17 protein-coding genes are annotated in these 15190 nt (G+C 61.2%); 8 read left to right on the top strand and 9 right to left on the bottom strand.

The window, feature by feature from the left end:
* Positions 1-72 precede the first annotated feature (72 nt).
* Both ACYZUC_RS00295 and ACYZUC_RS00300 read right to left on the bottom strand, forming a co-directional pair.
* Positions 73-915: an NAD-dependent protein deacetylase gene (locus ACYZUC_RS00295; protein ID WP_461992605.1), complete on the bottom strand. Its 843-nt coding sequence runs from the start codon at positions 913-915 to the stop codon at positions 73-75.
* A 125-nt stretch (positions 916-1040) separates the two neighbouring features.
* Positions 1041-2087 carry a class I SAM-dependent methyltransferase gene (locus ACYZUC_RS00300; RefSeq protein ID WP_461992607.1) on the bottom strand — a complete coding sequence of 349 codons (1047 nt, stop codon included), beginning with the start codon at positions 2085-2087 and terminating at the stop codon, positions 1041-1043.
* 421 nt (positions 2088-2508) lie between these two features.
* On the opposite strand from ACYZUC_RS00300, the gene ACYZUC_RS00305 reads away from it, so the two are divergent.
* From ACYZUC_RS00305 to ACYZUC_RS00315, 3 genes are all read left to right on the top strand, one after another.
* Positions 2509-3843: an acetamidase/formamidase family protein gene (locus ACYZUC_RS00305; RefSeq protein ID WP_461992609.1), complete on the top strand. Its 1335-nt coding sequence runs from the start codon at positions 2509-2511 to the stop codon at positions 3841-3843.
* A 144-nt stretch (positions 3844-3987) separates the two neighbouring features.
* Positions 3988-4827, top strand: a complete 840-nt coding sequence (locus ACYZUC_RS00310; RefSeq protein ID WP_461992611.1) for an HvfB family MNIO-type RiPP peptide maturase — start codon at positions 3988-3990, stop codon at positions 4825-4827.
* The gene (locus ACYZUC_RS00315; protein WP_461992613.1) at positions 4820-5575 is read left to right on the top strand and encodes an HvfC family RiPP maturation protein; all 756 of its coding nucleotides are present in this window, start codon (positions 4820-4822) and stop codon (positions 5573-5575) included. The genes ACYZUC_RS00310 and ACYZUC_RS00315 overlap by 8 nt, the downstream gene beginning before the upstream one ends.
* A gap of 107 nt (positions 5576-5682) precedes the next feature.
* On the opposite strand, the gene ACYZUC_RS00320 is transcribed toward ACYZUC_RS00315, so the two are convergent.
* The 5 genes from ACYZUC_RS00320 to ACYZUC_RS00340 all read right to left on the bottom strand — a co-directional run bounded on the left by ACYZUC_RS00320 (position 5683) and on the right by ACYZUC_RS00340 (position 10006).
* Positions 5683-6630, bottom strand: a complete 948-nt coding sequence (locus tag ACYZUC_RS00320) for a phosphatidate cytidylyltransferase (protein WP_008043299.1) — start codon at positions 6628-6630, stop codon at positions 5683-5685.
* On the bottom strand, positions 6627-7226 hold the full coding sequence (locus ACYZUC_RS00325; RefSeq protein ID WP_461992615.1) for a lysophospholipid acyltransferase family protein: 600 nt from the start codon (positions 7224-7226) through the stop codon (positions 6627-6629). The genes ACYZUC_RS00320 and ACYZUC_RS00325 overlap by 4 nt, the downstream gene beginning before the upstream one ends.
* The gene (locus tag ACYZUC_RS00330; protein WP_461992616.1) at positions 7213-7845 is read right to left on the bottom strand and encodes a CDP-alcohol phosphatidyltransferase family protein; all 633 of its coding nucleotides are present in this window, start codon (positions 7843-7845) and stop codon (positions 7213-7215) included. The genes ACYZUC_RS00325 and ACYZUC_RS00330 overlap by 14 nt, the downstream gene beginning before the upstream one ends.
* Before the next feature lie 116 nt (positions 7846-7961).
* A complete protein-coding gene (locus ACYZUC_RS00335) occupies positions 7962-9269 on the bottom strand; it encodes a sensor histidine kinase (protein ID WP_461992618.1) in 1308 nt (435 codons plus the stop codon).
* Positions 9266-10006, bottom strand: a complete 741-nt coding sequence (locus ACYZUC_RS00340) for a response regulator (protein ID WP_008028195.1) — start codon at positions 10004-10006, stop codon at positions 9266-9268. Before ACYZUC_RS00340 ends, ACYZUC_RS00335 begins: the two co-directional genes overlap by 4 nt.
* A gap of 306 nt (positions 10007-10312) precedes the next feature.
* On the opposite strand from ACYZUC_RS00340, the gene ACYZUC_RS00345 reads away from it, so the two are divergent.
* The 3 genes from ACYZUC_RS00345 to ACYZUC_RS00355 all read left to right on the top strand — a co-directional run bounded on the left by ACYZUC_RS00345 (position 10313) and on the right by ACYZUC_RS00355 (position 12257).
* On the top strand, positions 10313-10573 hold the full coding sequence (locus ACYZUC_RS00345) for a DUF2790 domain-containing protein (RefSeq protein ID WP_461992620.1): 261 nt from the start codon (positions 10313-10315) through the stop codon (positions 10571-10573).
* A 48-nt stretch (positions 10574-10621) separates the two neighbouring features.
* Entirely contained in the window at positions 10622-10876 is a 255-nt protein-coding gene (locus tag ACYZUC_RS00350) for a hypothetical protein (RefSeq protein WP_461992622.1), read from the top strand.
* Between the two features lie 151 nt (positions 10877-11027).
* On the top strand, positions 11028-12257 hold the full coding sequence (locus ACYZUC_RS00355; protein ID WP_461992623.1) for a cytochrome c biogenesis protein DipZ: 1230 nt from the start codon (positions 11028-11030) through the stop codon (positions 12255-12257).
* A 17-nt stretch (positions 12258-12274) separates the two neighbouring features.
* Here ACYZUC_RS00355 and ACYZUC_RS00360 read toward each other — a convergent pair whose 3' ends face one another.
* Together ACYZUC_RS00360 and ACYZUC_RS00365 are read right to left on the bottom strand one after the other, a co-directional pair.
* Positions 12275-12736: a GNAT family N-acetyltransferase gene (locus ACYZUC_RS00360; RefSeq protein ID WP_461992625.1), complete on the bottom strand. Its 462-nt coding sequence runs from the start codon at positions 12734-12736 to the stop codon at positions 12275-12277.
* A gap of 42 nt (positions 12737-12778) precedes the next feature.
* Positions 12779-13768 carry an AraC family transcriptional regulator gene (locus ACYZUC_RS00365; RefSeq protein ID WP_461992627.1) on the bottom strand — a complete coding sequence of 330 codons (990 nt, stop codon included), beginning with the start codon at positions 13766-13768 and terminating at the stop codon, positions 12779-12781.
* A gap of 182 nt (positions 13769-13950) precedes the next feature.
* Between ACYZUC_RS00365 and ACYZUC_RS00370 the strand changes: the two genes are divergently transcribed.
* A complete protein-coding gene (locus tag ACYZUC_RS00370; protein WP_461992628.1) occupies positions 13951-14220 on the top strand; it encodes a DUF4242 domain-containing protein in 270 nt (89 codons plus the stop codon).
* Positions 14221-14255: 35 nt separating this feature from the next.
* Positions 14256-15068: a class I SAM-dependent methyltransferase gene (locus ACYZUC_RS00375; protein WP_461992629.1), complete on the top strand. Its 813-nt coding sequence runs from the start codon at positions 14256-14258 to the stop codon at positions 15066-15068.
* Positions 15069-15190: the final 122 nt, after the last annotated feature.

Here is a 15190-nt window from a genome sequence, read left to right on the forward strand (position 1 = left end):
CCGGCTTGCTGGCGATTCAGGCGACGCGGTGTAAACGTTACGCCACCATCGCCGGCAAGGTATGCGTTGTTGCTAAGGTGTCAGGCGCTGGGTGAGCAACGGCAATAGTTGTTCGCACGAAGCCTCGATTTTCAGATCGAGGATGTCATCCGCTCGCGTCTTGCCCAGGTTAATCGCTATCAGCGGCTTGCCCTGATCCGCCACCGCCCGGCATAACCGAAACGCCGAATACGCCATCAACGAAGACCCCACCACCAGCAATCCCGCAGCTTTTTCCACCGCAGCCATTGCCTTGGCCGCCGTTACCTGCGCCACGTTCTCGCCGAAAAACACCACGTCCGGTTTCATTCGCTCGCCCGCGCAATGCGGGCAGTGCGGTACTTGAAACCGCGCTTCGAACGCCGCGTCGAGCAGCGTGTCACCGTCCGGTGCCTGCACCGCATCCACGCCGGCCAGATACGGGTTCTGCGCTTCCATCAATTGCTGGATCGAATCCCGCTCACTTCGCTGCCCGCAATCCAGGCACAGCACCCGATGCAGGCTGCCATGCAGTTCGATGACGTCGTGGCTGCCGGCCTGGTCGTGCAAGGTGTCGACGTTCTGGGTGATCAGCCCGCTGATCTGTCGGGTGCTTTGCAGGTTGGCGAGGGCTTCATGCGCCACATTTGGCTGAGCCTGACGCACCCGCGGCCAGCCGAGCATCGCCCGCGCCCAATAGCGGCGCCGGGATTCGGGGGCGCTGAGGAACTCCTGATACATCATCGGTTGCCGCCCTCGACGCACGCCCTGGTGGTCGCGGTAGTCCGGAATGCCCGACGGGGTGCTGATGCCGGCACCGGTCAGGACCACGAACGGCTGGTCGGCCATGAACTGCTGGAGCCGGTCGAGTTGTTCGCGGGTGCGACTGTCGAGCATGTTCAACACTCCGATGGGCCTGGGGTGTTTGCAGGTTAGCACTGAACCTGTAGGAGCCGGCTTGCCGGCGATGGCGATCTTACGGGCGCCATCGCCGGCAAGCCGGCTCCTACAAGGGGCGGTGTTTACTTGCGTGCTTCGAGTATCAGGTTGAACGGCGTTTCCGTCGCCCGACGGAATGTGCTGAATCCTGCTTCCGTAAACACTTTGCGCAACCGCGCCTCACCGGCCTGGGCGCCGAGCCCGAGGCCGACTTCCTGGGACAGCGAGTTCGGGGTGCAAATGAACGTCGAGGCGGCGTAGAACAACCGGCCAACCGGGGTAACGTTGTCATCGAGCTTGTCGTTGGCGAACGGTTCCACCAGCAGCACCGTGCCGTCCGGTTTCAGCGACTCATAGGCGTGCCGTGCCGCGCCCACCGGGTCGCCCATGTCATGCAGGCAGTCGAAATAGCAGATCAGGTCGTAGTCGTTACCGGGATAGCTTTTTGCCGTGCCCTGGAAGAACCGCGCCCGCCCGGACACACCGCCTTCCTCGGCACGCTGGGTGGCGACGGTGACGGACGGCGCGTGGTAGTCGAAGCCGACGAACCTCGAGTCGGGGAACGCCTGGGCCATGATCACCGTCGATGCGCCATGCCCGCAGCCGATGTCCGCGACCTTGGCGCCAGCCTCCAGTTTGGCGACGACACCTTCAAGGGACGGTAGCCATTCGGCGACCAGGTGCGCTTTGTAGCCGGGCCGGAAGAACCGTTCCGTGCCGCTGAACATGCATGGATGGTGTTCGCCCCAGGGCAGGGCGCCGTTGCCGCGCATGGCTTTGACCAGCTTGTCCTTGTCATGGAAAAACGACGCGACCACCCCGATACCGCCCGCCACGTAGACCGGTGAGTCTTCGATCGCCAGCGCCAGGGCTTGCTCTTCGGGCAAACGGAACAGGCCGTCGCTGTGTTCCATGTAACCGGACGCGGCGTGGGCGCTGAGCCATTCGCGCAGCAGGCGGGGGTTGCAGCCGGTTTTGTCAGCGAGAGTTTCGGGACTGATCAACTGACTGTCGGCCATCGCCCGGTACAGCCCGAGCTCTTCGCCGAGGATGACGTTGGCGAGCATCGCCGCGCCGCCCATGTCGTTCACCAGTTTGCCCATGAAATCGTTGAGTCTGGCCTCGTCCATCACGTGTGCTCCTTCAGCTGGATCACGGCCCAGGGGCATTCTTTGTCGAGGCATTCGCCTCTGGGCAGTGGTCGTGGAAATGATCAGGACGGTGAGTGCGTCCTGCGTGCAGTAAGTTTAGTCCGCAGGCCGTGGGCTGCTGGCCGGAGCGACGAAAGCCCGGATGGACTGCCCAGAACCTCTGTAGGAGCGAGGCTTGCCCGCGAAGGCGGAGTGTCAGACCCAGGGATTTACCTGACACTCCGCCTTCGCGGGCAAGCCTCGCTCCTACAGGAATTTGTGGTGTGTATCGCACTGTATCTAACGTCCTGCTCGATACATTTCCCACAAAACCGGTGGGTTGCCGAACACAGCCCAGATACAAACCTGCGATGAACTGCATAGGCCGTTTGGCACCCTATACACCGTGAAGGGGACAACAATGACTACGCTCCAGCTTGAAACCGACCTGACATCTACCCCATTCGATCGCCTGCGCGTCGACCAGTACACCACCGGCCTCATCGGCCCAAGCCAGCCAATGCTCGGCCCCTTGGCCGACGGCGGCACCCTGATCACCGGCACGCCGCCGGGTTGCTGGGGGCCGATGATTACGCCGGCCTTCGAGGGCGGCCATGAAGTGACCCAACCGGTGGCCATTGCCGGTGCCGAAATCGGCGACGCCGTGGCGATCAAGATCAAAAGCATGCGCGTCACCTCGCTGGCCACGTCGTCCGGCGTGATGAGCTTCGTTGAAGGTCGCTACAACGGCGATCCGTTCGTCGCGAAATTCTGTAGCAAATGCGGCACCGAGCACCCGGCCAGCTACGTCGAAGGCATCGGCGAAGATTCGATTCGTTGCAGCAATTGCGGCGCCGAAGTCAGCGCTTTCCGCTTCAGTCACGGGTACGTGATCGTCTTCGATGCGCAGAATCAGGTCAGCCTGACCGTCAATCAGGACATCGCCAACCAACTGGCCGGCAACGCCTCCGAGATGTCGGCGCTGCCGGAGTTCGCCGCCCAGCATTCGATCCTGTCCCTGGCCCGTGCCGACATCCCCGGCGTTGCCGCGCACATGCGACCGTTCCTCGGCAACATCGGCACCACGCCGTCGCGGGACTTGCCGGACTCGCACAACTGCGCCGATTTCGGCCAATACCTGATCGGCGCACCGCACCGTTTCGGTATGACGCGTGAGGAACTGCACGCGGCCAAGACCGACGGTCACATGGACACCAACTCGATCCGTGAAGGCTGCGTATTGATCTGCCCGGTGAAAGTCCCGGGCGCCGGTGTGTACATGGGCGACATGCACGCCCAGCAAGGCAATGGCGAAATCGCCGGGCATGCCACCGACTGCTCCGGGGAAACCGAAGTGCAGGTCGAAGTGATCAAGAACCTGACACTGGAAGGGCCGATCCTCCTGCAAAACCTCGACGATCTGCCGCCAATGGCGCGGCCGATGAATGCCGTGCAACGGCAGAAAGTCCGCGAACTGGGCGAGCGCTGGGGCCAGACCGAGATCGAGCAGAGCGGCCCGATCACCTTTATCGGCAGCGGCGAAAACCTCAACGTGGCGGTGGAAAACGGCCTGAAACGTGCCGCTTCGGTCACGGGCCTGCCGTATGACGAAGTGCTCAACCGCGCGACCATCACCGGTTCCATCGACATCAGCCGCTTGCCCGGCACCGTGCGTGTGACCTTCCTGTGCCCGATGAACGTGCTCGATCGCATCGGCATCGGCCACCTGGTGCGCGAGAAATACGACCTGGCGTAACGCCCAACGGCGGCTCTGTACCGAAGTGTGTACAGACCCGCCGGCGATACAACCGCTGCGATTTTCTGCCGGAACGCAACACAGGCCCGATACACCGTTTCGGTTAACTGTGATTCCGTTCTGACAACCTTTGAGATCGACATCATGCAGACTTCCAACACATCAACGAAGGCCACCGTCGGACTTGGCCTGCGTCGCGGTTTGATGAAAGACCTTCAAGCCGCCCGCGTGGGCGATTTCGACTTTCTGGAAGTCGCGCCGGAGAACTGGATCGGCATCGGCGGCGCCCATGGCGCGGCACTGCGGGGCCTGGCCGAGCGCTATCCGTTGTCCTGCCATGGTTTGTCCCTGTCATTGGGCGGGCCGGCGCCGCTGGACGTCGCTTTTCTGCAGGAAGTGCGGGTTTTTCTCGATCAGCACAACGTGCCGCTGTACAGCGAACACCTGAGCTACTGCAGCGATGACGGTCACCTTTACGACCTGTTGCCGCTGCCCTTTACCGAAGAAGCGGTGCACCACGTCGCCGCGCGCATTCGTCAGTCCCAGGACATTCTCGGTCGGCGCCTGGCGGTGGAAAACGTCTCGTATTACGCCGCGCCGCAGCAGGATATGGATGAGCTGACGTTCACCAACGCGGTGCTGCGCGAAGCCGATTGCGACCTGTTGCTGGACGTCAACAATGTGTACGTCAACTCGATCAACCACGATTTTGATCCGCAGGTGTTTCTGGCCGGCATCGATTCGGACCGGGTAGTGGCGATGCACGTGGCCGGGCATTTCGATGAATCCGACACGTTGAAAATCGACACCCACGGCGCCTCGGTGAAACCGGTGGTCTGGTCGTTGCTGGCCCAGGCTTATGCGCGGTTCGGCGCGCAACCGACGTTGCTTGAGCGGGATTTCAACTTCCCGGCGTTCTCTGAACTGGTGGCTGAATTGCAGACCATCCGCCGCTTGCAGGCCAAGGGGGTGAACCGTGGATAACGCAAGCCTGTTTCAGCAGCAAAACACCTTGGGGCTTTACTTGCGTGACCCCGATCACTGCGCGCCGCCGGCCGGGATGGACGTGGCGCGGGCACAGGTTTATCGCGACCTTGTTTTCAACAACCTCTCGATCTTGCTCAGCGGCACTTTTCCGGTGCTGATCAAGATTCTTGGTGATGAGCGCTGGGGTTCGCTGGTGCGCATTTTCTTGCGGGACTACCGTGCGCAAACGCCGAAATTCGGTGAGATCGCCAGGGAGTTTGTCGACTTTCTCGCGTCAGAGCCGCCTGCGTTGCACGAGGGGTCGTGGCCGCCGTTCATGGTGGAGCTGGCGCATTACGAGTGGATCGAGATGGTGTTGCAACAGTCCGACGCCGAGCCATTGCCGGCGAGTGATGTCGGGTTGTTGCTGGATCGACCGTTGCAGATTTCACCACTGGCCTGGCCGTTGGCGTATGCCTGGCCGGTGCAGTTGGTGGGGCCGGACTATCAGCCTGAAACGCCTCCGGCTCAGCCGACGTTGCTGTTGGTTCGTCGGGCGGAGGACTGGAGTGTGAAGTTTTCCGAACTGAGCCCACTGGCCTGGCGCTTGTTGCAGCGGATCGGCGAGTTTCCCCAACTGAACGGGCGTGAGCAGCTGGAAGGATTGGCCGTCGAAGCGGGGGCGGCGGGATCGCAGGATTTCATCGACAGCGGAGCGGCGTTGTTGCGGCAGATGCACGGGGAAGGGGTGGTGAGCCCGACATAATCCCCTGTAGGAGCCGGCTTGCCGGCGATGGCGTCTGTACAGGCGATAAATGTGTCGACTGACCTACCGCTATCGCCAGCAAGCCGGCTCCTACAGGGGATGCGTTTTTATTGGGCGGAGAAGAAGTACCGCGTCAGGTGAAAGAAGATCGGCGCCGCGAAGCAGATCGAGTCCATTCGGTCGAGCATGCCGCCGTGGCCCTTGATCATGGTGCCCCAGTCCTTGGCGCTGAGGCTGCGCTTGATCGCCGACATCACCAGGCCGCCCAGGAAACCCATCACCACAATCACGAACGACATCATCAGCGACTGCCAGAAACTGAACGGTGTCATCCAGAACATGCAGCCACCAATCAGCGTGGCCGACAAACCGCCGCCGACCAGGCCTTCCACGGTTTTCGACGGGCTCACCAGCGGCGCAACCTTGTGCTTGCCGAAGAGCTTGCCGAACACGTACTGCAACACGTCACTCAACTGCACGACGAACACCAGGTAGAACAGCAGCAGCGCGTTCTGGCCCTGGAAGCCTTCCAGGTCCAGCAGTAACAGCGCCGGCGCGTGGCTGATGCAGTAGACGCAAATCATTACCCCCCACTGAATTTTGGCCGCCCGTTCCAGGAAGGCGTCGGTGTCCTGGCTCAGCACCGCAATCGCCGGCAGCAGCAGGAAGGCGTACACCGGAATCAACAGCGTGAACAGCGAATACCAGTGGGTGCCGATCAGTACGTATTGCAGGGGTATCAGAATGAAAAACGCCGAAAACAGCGCGTTATGGTCGCCAGGCCGGGTCGGTGTCAGGGTAATGAATTCCCTGAGCGCGAACAGGGAAATGAAGCCGAACAGAATGACCGTCGCGTTCCCGCCCAGCAGGTAGGACACGAAGAAAATGATCACCATCCCCCACCAGGCATTTACGCGCTGGTTGAGGTTTTCGATGGTCGAGACCGAGCCCTCTGTCGTCGCCCGCTTGGCCAGTATCCGGCCGATGATCGAAGCGATCGCCAACAGGGCGGCAATGGCGCCGAAGAACCACAAAAACTTTTCATCAAGATTCATTCCGACAACCTCACAATCGCGCCACGCGCCCGATCCAGAAACACCTGTTTTTCCTCGCCTCTGATCCGTTGCAGCGGATCGCCGATACGGATCGTGCAGATGATGGGCAGGGGGACGTGTTTGCCTTTTGGCATGGAGCGATGCAGGTTTTCCAGGTAGATAGGCACCAGGTCAACCTCAGGGAATGTCTCGGCCAAGCGGAACAGACCCGATTTGAAAGGACCGGGCAACGCCTCGCTGCCGCGCGTACCTTCCGGAAAGATGATGATCGAATGGCCGGCGCGCACCACGTCGAAAGTCGGCTCCAGTACGTTGACGCCGGGCGCGGGGTTGCGATCGATCAGCACCGCATTCAGGCCTTTCTGCGAGATGTATGACAGGAATTTGTTCTTTCCCCAGTAGTCAGCGGCCGCGACCGGTTTCACGTTCACTCGGGCTTCCGGTGGCAGGGCCGCGATGATTGCCAGGGTGTCCATATGGCTGGAGTGATTGGCGAAATAGATACGCTGGCGTGTCAGGTCCGGCGGGCTTTCCCATCGGGCCGTGACGCCGATCACGAATCGAAGAACAGAAATCAGCGCGTTACTGATCCACATGAGAATTCCCCTTCAGCTCGCGCGCGATGGCCAGGGTGCGCATGACGCAGGTCGCGGCGGATCCGGCCGCGATGATGACCAGCGCAATCAACAGCACGTAGTGAGTGGCATAAACGCTCGCTTCGACAGCGTTCAGCAGCAGCCCGACCGTCATGACTGCCATTCGGTGTTGCTTGGCCATCGGGCCGATGAAGCTCTGCTTGAGACCGATCGAGCCGCCAAACACCCTGACGTAAGCCGTCAATGCCGCAGCCAGCGCGGCAAACCAGCCAAGGTCAGAGTAGCCGATGGCGTAGCCCAGGCCGACAATCAGCAGGCTGTCGGCAATACGGTCGGGGAATTCGTTGTAGAGGCTGCCGATGTCGGATTTTTTGCCGCCTTCAATCGCCACCATTCCGTCGAAGAGGTTGCACAACAAGCGCAACTGAATGCCGAGGGCGCAGAGGATCGAGCCGATGACGCCCGTGTCGATATTGAGAGCGACGATGCCAGCGAGTGCGAAGGCGATGCTGGCCACGGAGATCTGATTGGGGGAGAGGTCCCTTTTCACCAACAGGTCGGTGATGTATCTGGCCCATCCCGCAGAACGCGTTTTGATGGGTCTTCTGTTTTCATCCATGTGCAATGTCCATATCACTTTGTAGGAGCCGGCTTGCCGGCGATGGACGTTAACGATAACGCGTTTATCCAGACAACACGCGTTAACGTTCACGCCCATCGCCGGCAAGCCGGCTCCTACAAAGGTCTGGTGGGTAGCTTTAGTTCTGCGCAGAGTCCGCCGCCTTCGCGGTTGCTCAGCGTCAACGATCCGCCGAGGGCCAGCGCCAGTTGCTGGGCAATCGCCAGGCCCAGGCCGGTGCCGCCGGTGCTGCGGTTGCGGGAATTCTCCACGCGGTAGAACGGCTCCATCACGTGGGCGAGTTCTTCTTCGGCAATCCCGGGGCCGCGGTCCATCACCTTCACCGACAAGCTGCCGCCAGGTTTCGATTCCACCTGCAGTTCCGCCGCGCCGGCGAATTTGAGTGCGTTGTCCGTCAGGTTCACCAGCACGCGGCGCAAGGCGTGCGGCCGGGTGTCGATGACGGTGTCACTTTTTCCGCTGAGCTGAACGTCCTTGCCCACGTCCTGATAGTCGAACACCAGGCTGTCGAGGAACGAATCCAGATCGGTGCGGCGGCTCTCTTCGGTGGCGCCATGGACGCTGCGGGCATAGGCCACGCCTTCGCGCACCAGGTGCTCCATCTCGCCAAGGTCGTTCCACAGTTTGTCTTTTTCGTTGCAGTCGTCCATGAGCTCGGCGCGCAGTTTCATCCGAGTGATGGGGGTTTGCAGGTCGTGGGAAATCGCTGCCAGTAATTGCATGCGTTCTTTGAGGTACGCCGCGATGCGCGCCTGCATGGCGTTGAAGGCCATGGCGGCATGGGCGACTTCGGTCGGGCCTGTTTCGTCCAGGTGCACCGGGTGGGTGTTGGGGTCCAGCGTTTCGACGGCCTGTGCGAGGCGGGTGAGGGGGCCAATGGCGATTCTCACCGCCAGCCAGGTGCACAGAATCATCAGCAGCAGTTGGCCGAGCAAGACGACCGGCAACCAGGGCGACAACGGCACCATCGACGGACGCACGTCGATGGTGACGGGGCTGCCATCGGCCAGTTTCAGATGGACCTGGAAGTGTTTGACCGGACCGGGAATGTCCGTAACCGTCATCGGGTAATCCTTGCCGATGGCGTCCTTGATCGAGGTCATCGCGATAGGTGTATCGCTCATCGCCGTGCCGGGCGAACCTTCATCCAGCAAATAGCGGTAGTTGCGGCGATCGAGTTGTTGCAGCCAACTCATGCGTTCTTCGGCCGGCAAGCGGTCGAGGATGGCGATGGACGTTGAAACGTCGGTTTCCAGATTGCCCAGCATGGTGTTTTTCGCGCTTTCGTAGCGCTCGTAGTACTGCGCGCCGAAAGACAGGACTTGCGCCAGAATCAGACCGATCAAGAAAATCAGCGACAGGCGCGAGGCGAGGGTGCGGGGCCACCGGAAAGAAAGGTTCATGCGGGCGCCCCGAGGACTTCCACCGGCAGCGAAAACACATAGCCTTCGCTGCGCACGGTTTTGATGTAGGCCGGTTCCCGCGCGTCGTCGAGCAAGCGCTGACGCAGGCGGCTGACCAGCAAATCGATGGAGCGGTCGAACAGATCGGCATCGCGGCCCTGGGTCAGGTTCAGCAACTGGTCGCGGTTGAGCACCCGTTGCGGATGATCGAGGAACACCCGCAGCAGTCGATATTCCGCGCCGCTGAGCGCGACCATGGTGCCGTCGTCATCAAGCAGATGGCGGGCCGAGGTGTCCAGGCGCCAGCGACCGAAGGCCAGCAGGCGACCGCTTTCGGTGACCACCAGGTTAGGCGGCAGCATCCGCGTGCGCCGCAGCACCGCGTTGATCCGCGCCAGCAGTTCACGGGCGGCGAACGGCTTGACCAGGTAATCGTCGGCGCCCATTTCCAGGCCGATGATACGGTCGGTTTCATCGTTGCGCGCAGTGAGCATCAGCACCGGGGTGGTCTTGTGTTTGCCGGCGCGGATCTCGCGGCACAGCATCAGGCCATCGTCGCCCGGCATCATGATGTCGAGCACGATCAGGTCCACCGGCGTGGTCTCCAGGAACGCGCGCATCTGCCGGCCATCCGCCACGACGGTGGTGCGCAGGCCGTTCTTCTTCAGGTAGTTGCCTACCAGCTCTCGAATCTCGCGGTCATCGTCCACGATGAGGATGTGATCGACGTGTTCCATGGGGCCAAGCCTCTTCAAATAGGGAATGACGCACAGTCTATCGAGCCTTTGCCCGCTCGCCCGCCACCCTTTGTATTGCAGTGTATCTGGTGTGTCGGCGGATACACATGGACTTAAAAACCCGGGATTCCAGGGGGTTTGTATCGCTGTGTATCGGCAGGCCCCTTTGATACGTACCGATTTACACGCGCCGCTTCTCGACACAGACGAGATACCTCAGGGCCTTCTAATAGGTTCCATCGAGGCAAACCCAACCGCCTCGGCTCAATTGAACGATCTACCCATTGAAGCCTTGAGGAAACCACCATGAACACTAAAGCCATCTACGCCGCTTGCCTGTTTGCCGCCCTGAACATCTGCACCCTGTCGGCCCGTGCCGAAGCCGACGTCAGCGCCAAGACCTACAGCTACGGCACGCACCTGGACATCAAGAAAGTGGTGTCGTTGACACAGGACACCACGAACGCCTGCGGGATTGTCGATGCCCAGCTGACTTACCTGGACTCCCAGAACAAAACCCAGGTGCTGGACTACCGAAAAATTGCTGACTGCAACGAAGACAACTGAGTCCTTCGCTGACCGATTACCAATCCCCTTTGAAACAGGAAGAACGCCATGAACAACGTAACCCGCTTTTTGACCGCTACTGCCTTCGCCCTTGCCGGCGCCGCCGCTCACGCCAACGCTGCGGTTGAACAAAGCACTTGCGGCAGCAGCACTTGCTTTCAGCTGACCCCGGTGAACGAGCAGGGCGCCAACGACTTGCTGGTGCAGGACGGTTCGAGCCGTACGCCGCAAGGGCAGATGGTTGCCGAGAACGGTGGCAGCCGCACGCCACAAGGCCAATTGCTGGATACCCAGACGGCCTGAAGTAACACCGTTCCCTTGTAGGAGCTGGCTTGCCAGCGATGGCGTCATCACATGCACCTCATAAGTGACTGACAGATCGCTATCGCTGGCAAGCCAGCTCCTACAGGGACCGCGTGTGAATCGCCACCCTCGTATTTATAAGGTGATCCCCATGTTTCTCATCGCTTTTCTGGGCGGCATTTTGACCGTCCTCAGTCCCTGCATCCTCCCGGTCGTGCCGTTCCTGTTCGCCGGGGTCGACCGCACTCGCTCCTCGATCCTGCTCACCCTCGGCGGCATGGTCCTGACCTTCGCCCTGATCTCCAGCCTGGCCGTGGTCAGCAGTGAATGGGTGGTGCAAGCCAACAACACCGGTCGTCACGTGGCCCTGATCGTCATGGCGTTGTTCGCCCTGTCGCTGATTTCCGCACGGGTCGGCGGCTGGCTGGCACGTCCGTTCGTGCTGTTGGGCAATCGCCTCGACCCTGACACCCGCAAAATGTCCGGCCCGCTGGGTTCGGTGATGATCGGTGTCGCCACCGGTCTGCTCTGGGCGCCGTGCGCCGGGCCGATCCTCGGCGTGATCCTCACCGGCGCCATGCTGCAAGGCGCCAACGCGCAAACCAGTCTGTTGCTGGTGGCGTACGGCCTGGGCAGCGCGTTGTCCCTGGGCACCTTGATCTTCGCCGGTCGCGGCCTGGTCAATCGCTTGAAAGCGTCTATTCCGGTGACCGGCTGGTTGCGACGTGGTGCCGGGTTTGCGGTACTGGCTGCTGCGGCGGTGATTTCCACCGGCGCCGACAAGACCCTGCTGGCCGGCACTTCTTCCGAAGGCGTCAGCAGTATCGAGAAAGGCGTGCTGGAAAGCGTACCGAAAGTGGTCGATTACCTGGTCAGCAAGGTCAAGGCCGATTCAAGCCTGGACAATGCCCAAGGCCCGATGCCGTCGCTGTCCGGCGCCGTCGAATGGATCAACTCGCCAGCACTGACCAATGACTCGCTCAAAGGCAAAGTGGTGCTGGTGGACTTCTGGACCTACGACTGCATCAACTGCCAGCACACCCTGCCTTACGTGAAGGAGTGGGCAAAGAAATACGAGAAGGATGGCTTGGTGGTGATCGGCGTCCACACCCCGGAATACGGCTTCGAACGCATCATCGCCAACGTCAAGGATCAGGTGAAAAAGCTTGGCATCACCTACCCGGTGGCCATCGACAACAACTACACGATCTGGCGTAACTTCGATAACCAGTACTGGCCCGCTCACTACCTGATCGACGCCAAGGGGCAGGTGCGTTACACCCACTTCGGTGAAGGCAGCTACGACACGCAGGAGAAGGTGATTCAGCAGTTGCTGGAAGAGGCCAAGGCAGACGCCAAAGCCCCCGCGCCAGCGGCATAAACCGGCAAATCAATGGCTCACAGGTTTCGCACCATGAGCCATTGTTCTTTTTCCCAGGCGCGAAAACGATCCAGAACTGTCCAGCCACGCTTGGCGTAATAGTCTTGTTTGTCCTGGGTGTGCAGATAGAGCCTCGACACACCGCTGACTTTCGCATCCTCGCAGATCCCCTCGATCAAACGCTCCGCCAGTCCCTTTCCCCGTGCTTCGGGGGTGATGAACACACAGGCCAGCCACGGGCCGAGATCGGGGCGTTCGGCCAGATCCGCTTTGGCCAGCGCAGCGCCACCCTTCAATTGATCCCCCTCCAGTGCAATCAGGCATTTCCAGTCGCCGTTGATCTGGCCCTCGGCAAACTCCCGTTGCCAGTCGAGCAGAGGTTGTTCCGCGTATTCGTAGTGAAATTGCCGATGGATCCAGCCGGCAAAGGTGTCACTGTGCTGCGGATGATCGGCGAGCCATTCCAGGTGAAGCGTCATGGTTGAGTCCTTTCAAAAAACCGGTCGCACATAAGAGCTGATTCACGGCGTACCGGCAATCCCGAGGGTGCCCCTTGATACAGCTTGACCTCGCCGCCACGCTGCGGGCGGTGCGCCGAACTCCCGCCGAAACGCCCGACTGAACGCCGTGTCGGTCTGGTAACCGACCTCTTCGGCGATGCGCATCAATGAGCTGTTGCTGCTGCGTAACAGGTTGGCCGCCAGCAACATGCGCCATTGCGTCAGGTACTGCATCGGCGAAATCCCCACCAGTTGCTGAAAGCGTTCCGCCAATACCGATCTTGAGGTGCCGGCGGTGCGCGCCAGCTCATCCAGTGTCCAGGCATGACAGGGTTTTTTGTGCAGCGCGTTGAGTGCGGCGCCGACGATCCGGTCGCCCACACCCGCCAGCCAACCGGTGCGGCCTTCGCCCTGTTCGTGCATGTACAAACGCAGCACTTCGATGAACAACACCTCGGCCAGTTTGGCCAGTACGCCTTCACCGCCAGGCCTGGGCGAGCGTGCTTCAGCCAGCGCATAACGCACCGAAGATTCCAGCCAGATCCCGGCGTTCGAGCCGCGCACATTGACCTTTACCACGGCCGGCAACCCGGTCAACAACATGCCCGCCAGCCGCGTATCGCACGCCAGATAACCGCACACCAGACGCGTGACCGCGCCGCCACCGCCATAACTCAACTGCCGTGGACGGCGCGCGAGCACGACGTCCAGCCGTGCACCGCTGGCCGGCGCGAGACCGGGTTTAGAGCACATGCGGTGGGCATCGCCCTGCGGAAACACCACCACATCGCCAGCCGTCAGCAATTGCGGAGGATCATCACCGAGTTCGACATAACACTCGCCTTCGGTGATCAAGTGAAAGATCACCACACGTTCGGCGCCGGGTTCGAGAAACGGCGCGGCGGTGTCCGCGCTCGGTGACTGATAACACCAGGGGGCAGTGAACCTGGCGTTGATGAAAATCGCGCCGACCAGGCGGACGACGCGCAGGGTCTGGGACAGGGCGTCCATGGTGGTGTTCCCCTGTGTGCGGGCAGCTTTTGATTGTGAGCCTGTCGCGGCACAACGTGAAACCTCCGGACGATCGGGCAAGGTTGGCCGACGATCGGGCAGGACGCCGATGGTCAGCGGCGCGATAGTTGGCACACAGGGTCTGCCGACCCTGTCATCAATAACAAAAATGAGAGGTTGCCATGCCGAAGTTCATCATTGAACGCGAGATTCCGGGTGCTGGAACACTGTCAGAAAGGGATTTGAAAGCGGCTTCGCAAAAGTCCTGCCGGGCGTTGCGCGACTTGCCGGAGGTGCAGTGGCAGCAGAGTTATGTCACCGGTGACAAGCTCTACTGCGTGTACATCTCGCCCAACGAAGAGTTGATCAGGGAACATGCCAGGCTGAGTGGTTTCCCGGCCAACAGCATTTCCCGGGTCATGACCGTCATCGACCCCACCACGGCGGAATAAGCCGGGGGCGTTTGAACTCGTAACGGAGCGATTTGATGAGTACTCCCATTGATCTCACTGCCTTGAAAAACCGTCAGATGGCCGCCTGGGCCAGTGGCGACTATGCCGTGATCGGCACCACCTTGCAGATTGTCGGCGAGCAGCTCGCCGAAGCCTGCGACCTGCTTTGCGACGAGCGCGTGCTGGACGTCGCCGCCGGCAACGGCAACGCGACATTGGCGGCCGCGCGTCGGGGTGCCCACGTCATGTCCACCGACTACGTCGCCGCGCTGCTCGAGCGCGGCGAAGACCGGGCCCGGGCGGAACGCCTGGAGGTGACCTTTCAAGTAGCGGATGCCGAGGCGCTGCCGTTCGAGGACGGCAGTTTCGATGCGGTGCTGTCGACCTTCGGCGTGATGTTCGCACCGGACCAGGCCAAAGCCGCCGCCGAGTTGGCGCGGGTCTGTTGTCCGGGGGGCCGGATCGGCCTCGCCAACTGGACGCCCGAAGGTTTCGTCGGCCAGATGTTCAAGACCCTGGGCCGGCACATGCCACCTCCGCCGGGGGCACAACCACCGTCGAACTGGGGCTCCGAGGCCTGGCTGCATAAGCACTTCGATGAGCGCGAGTTTTTGCTTCAGGTGACACGGCGGTTTTTCAATTTCCGCTACCGCTCGGCCGCGCATTTCATCGACACGTTCCGCACCTGGTATGGCCCGGTCCACAAGGCGTTCGCGGCGCTGCCCCCCGAAGGCGCCCAGGCCCTTGAAGGTGACCTGACCGAACTGATCAACCGCTTGAACCGCACGGGTGAAAAATCGCTGGTGGTGCCGAGTGAATACCTTGAAGTGGTGATCACCCGACGCTGAAAAACGCCACGCCCCCTTGTAGGAGCTGGCTTGCCGGCGATAGCGTCCGTCCAGTTACCATCAGGTTAACTGGCAGACCGCAATCGCTGGCAAGCCAGCTCCTACAGGGTTCACGTCGAGTT

It is taken from the genome of Pseudomonas sp. GT1P32, assembly GCF_054897805.1.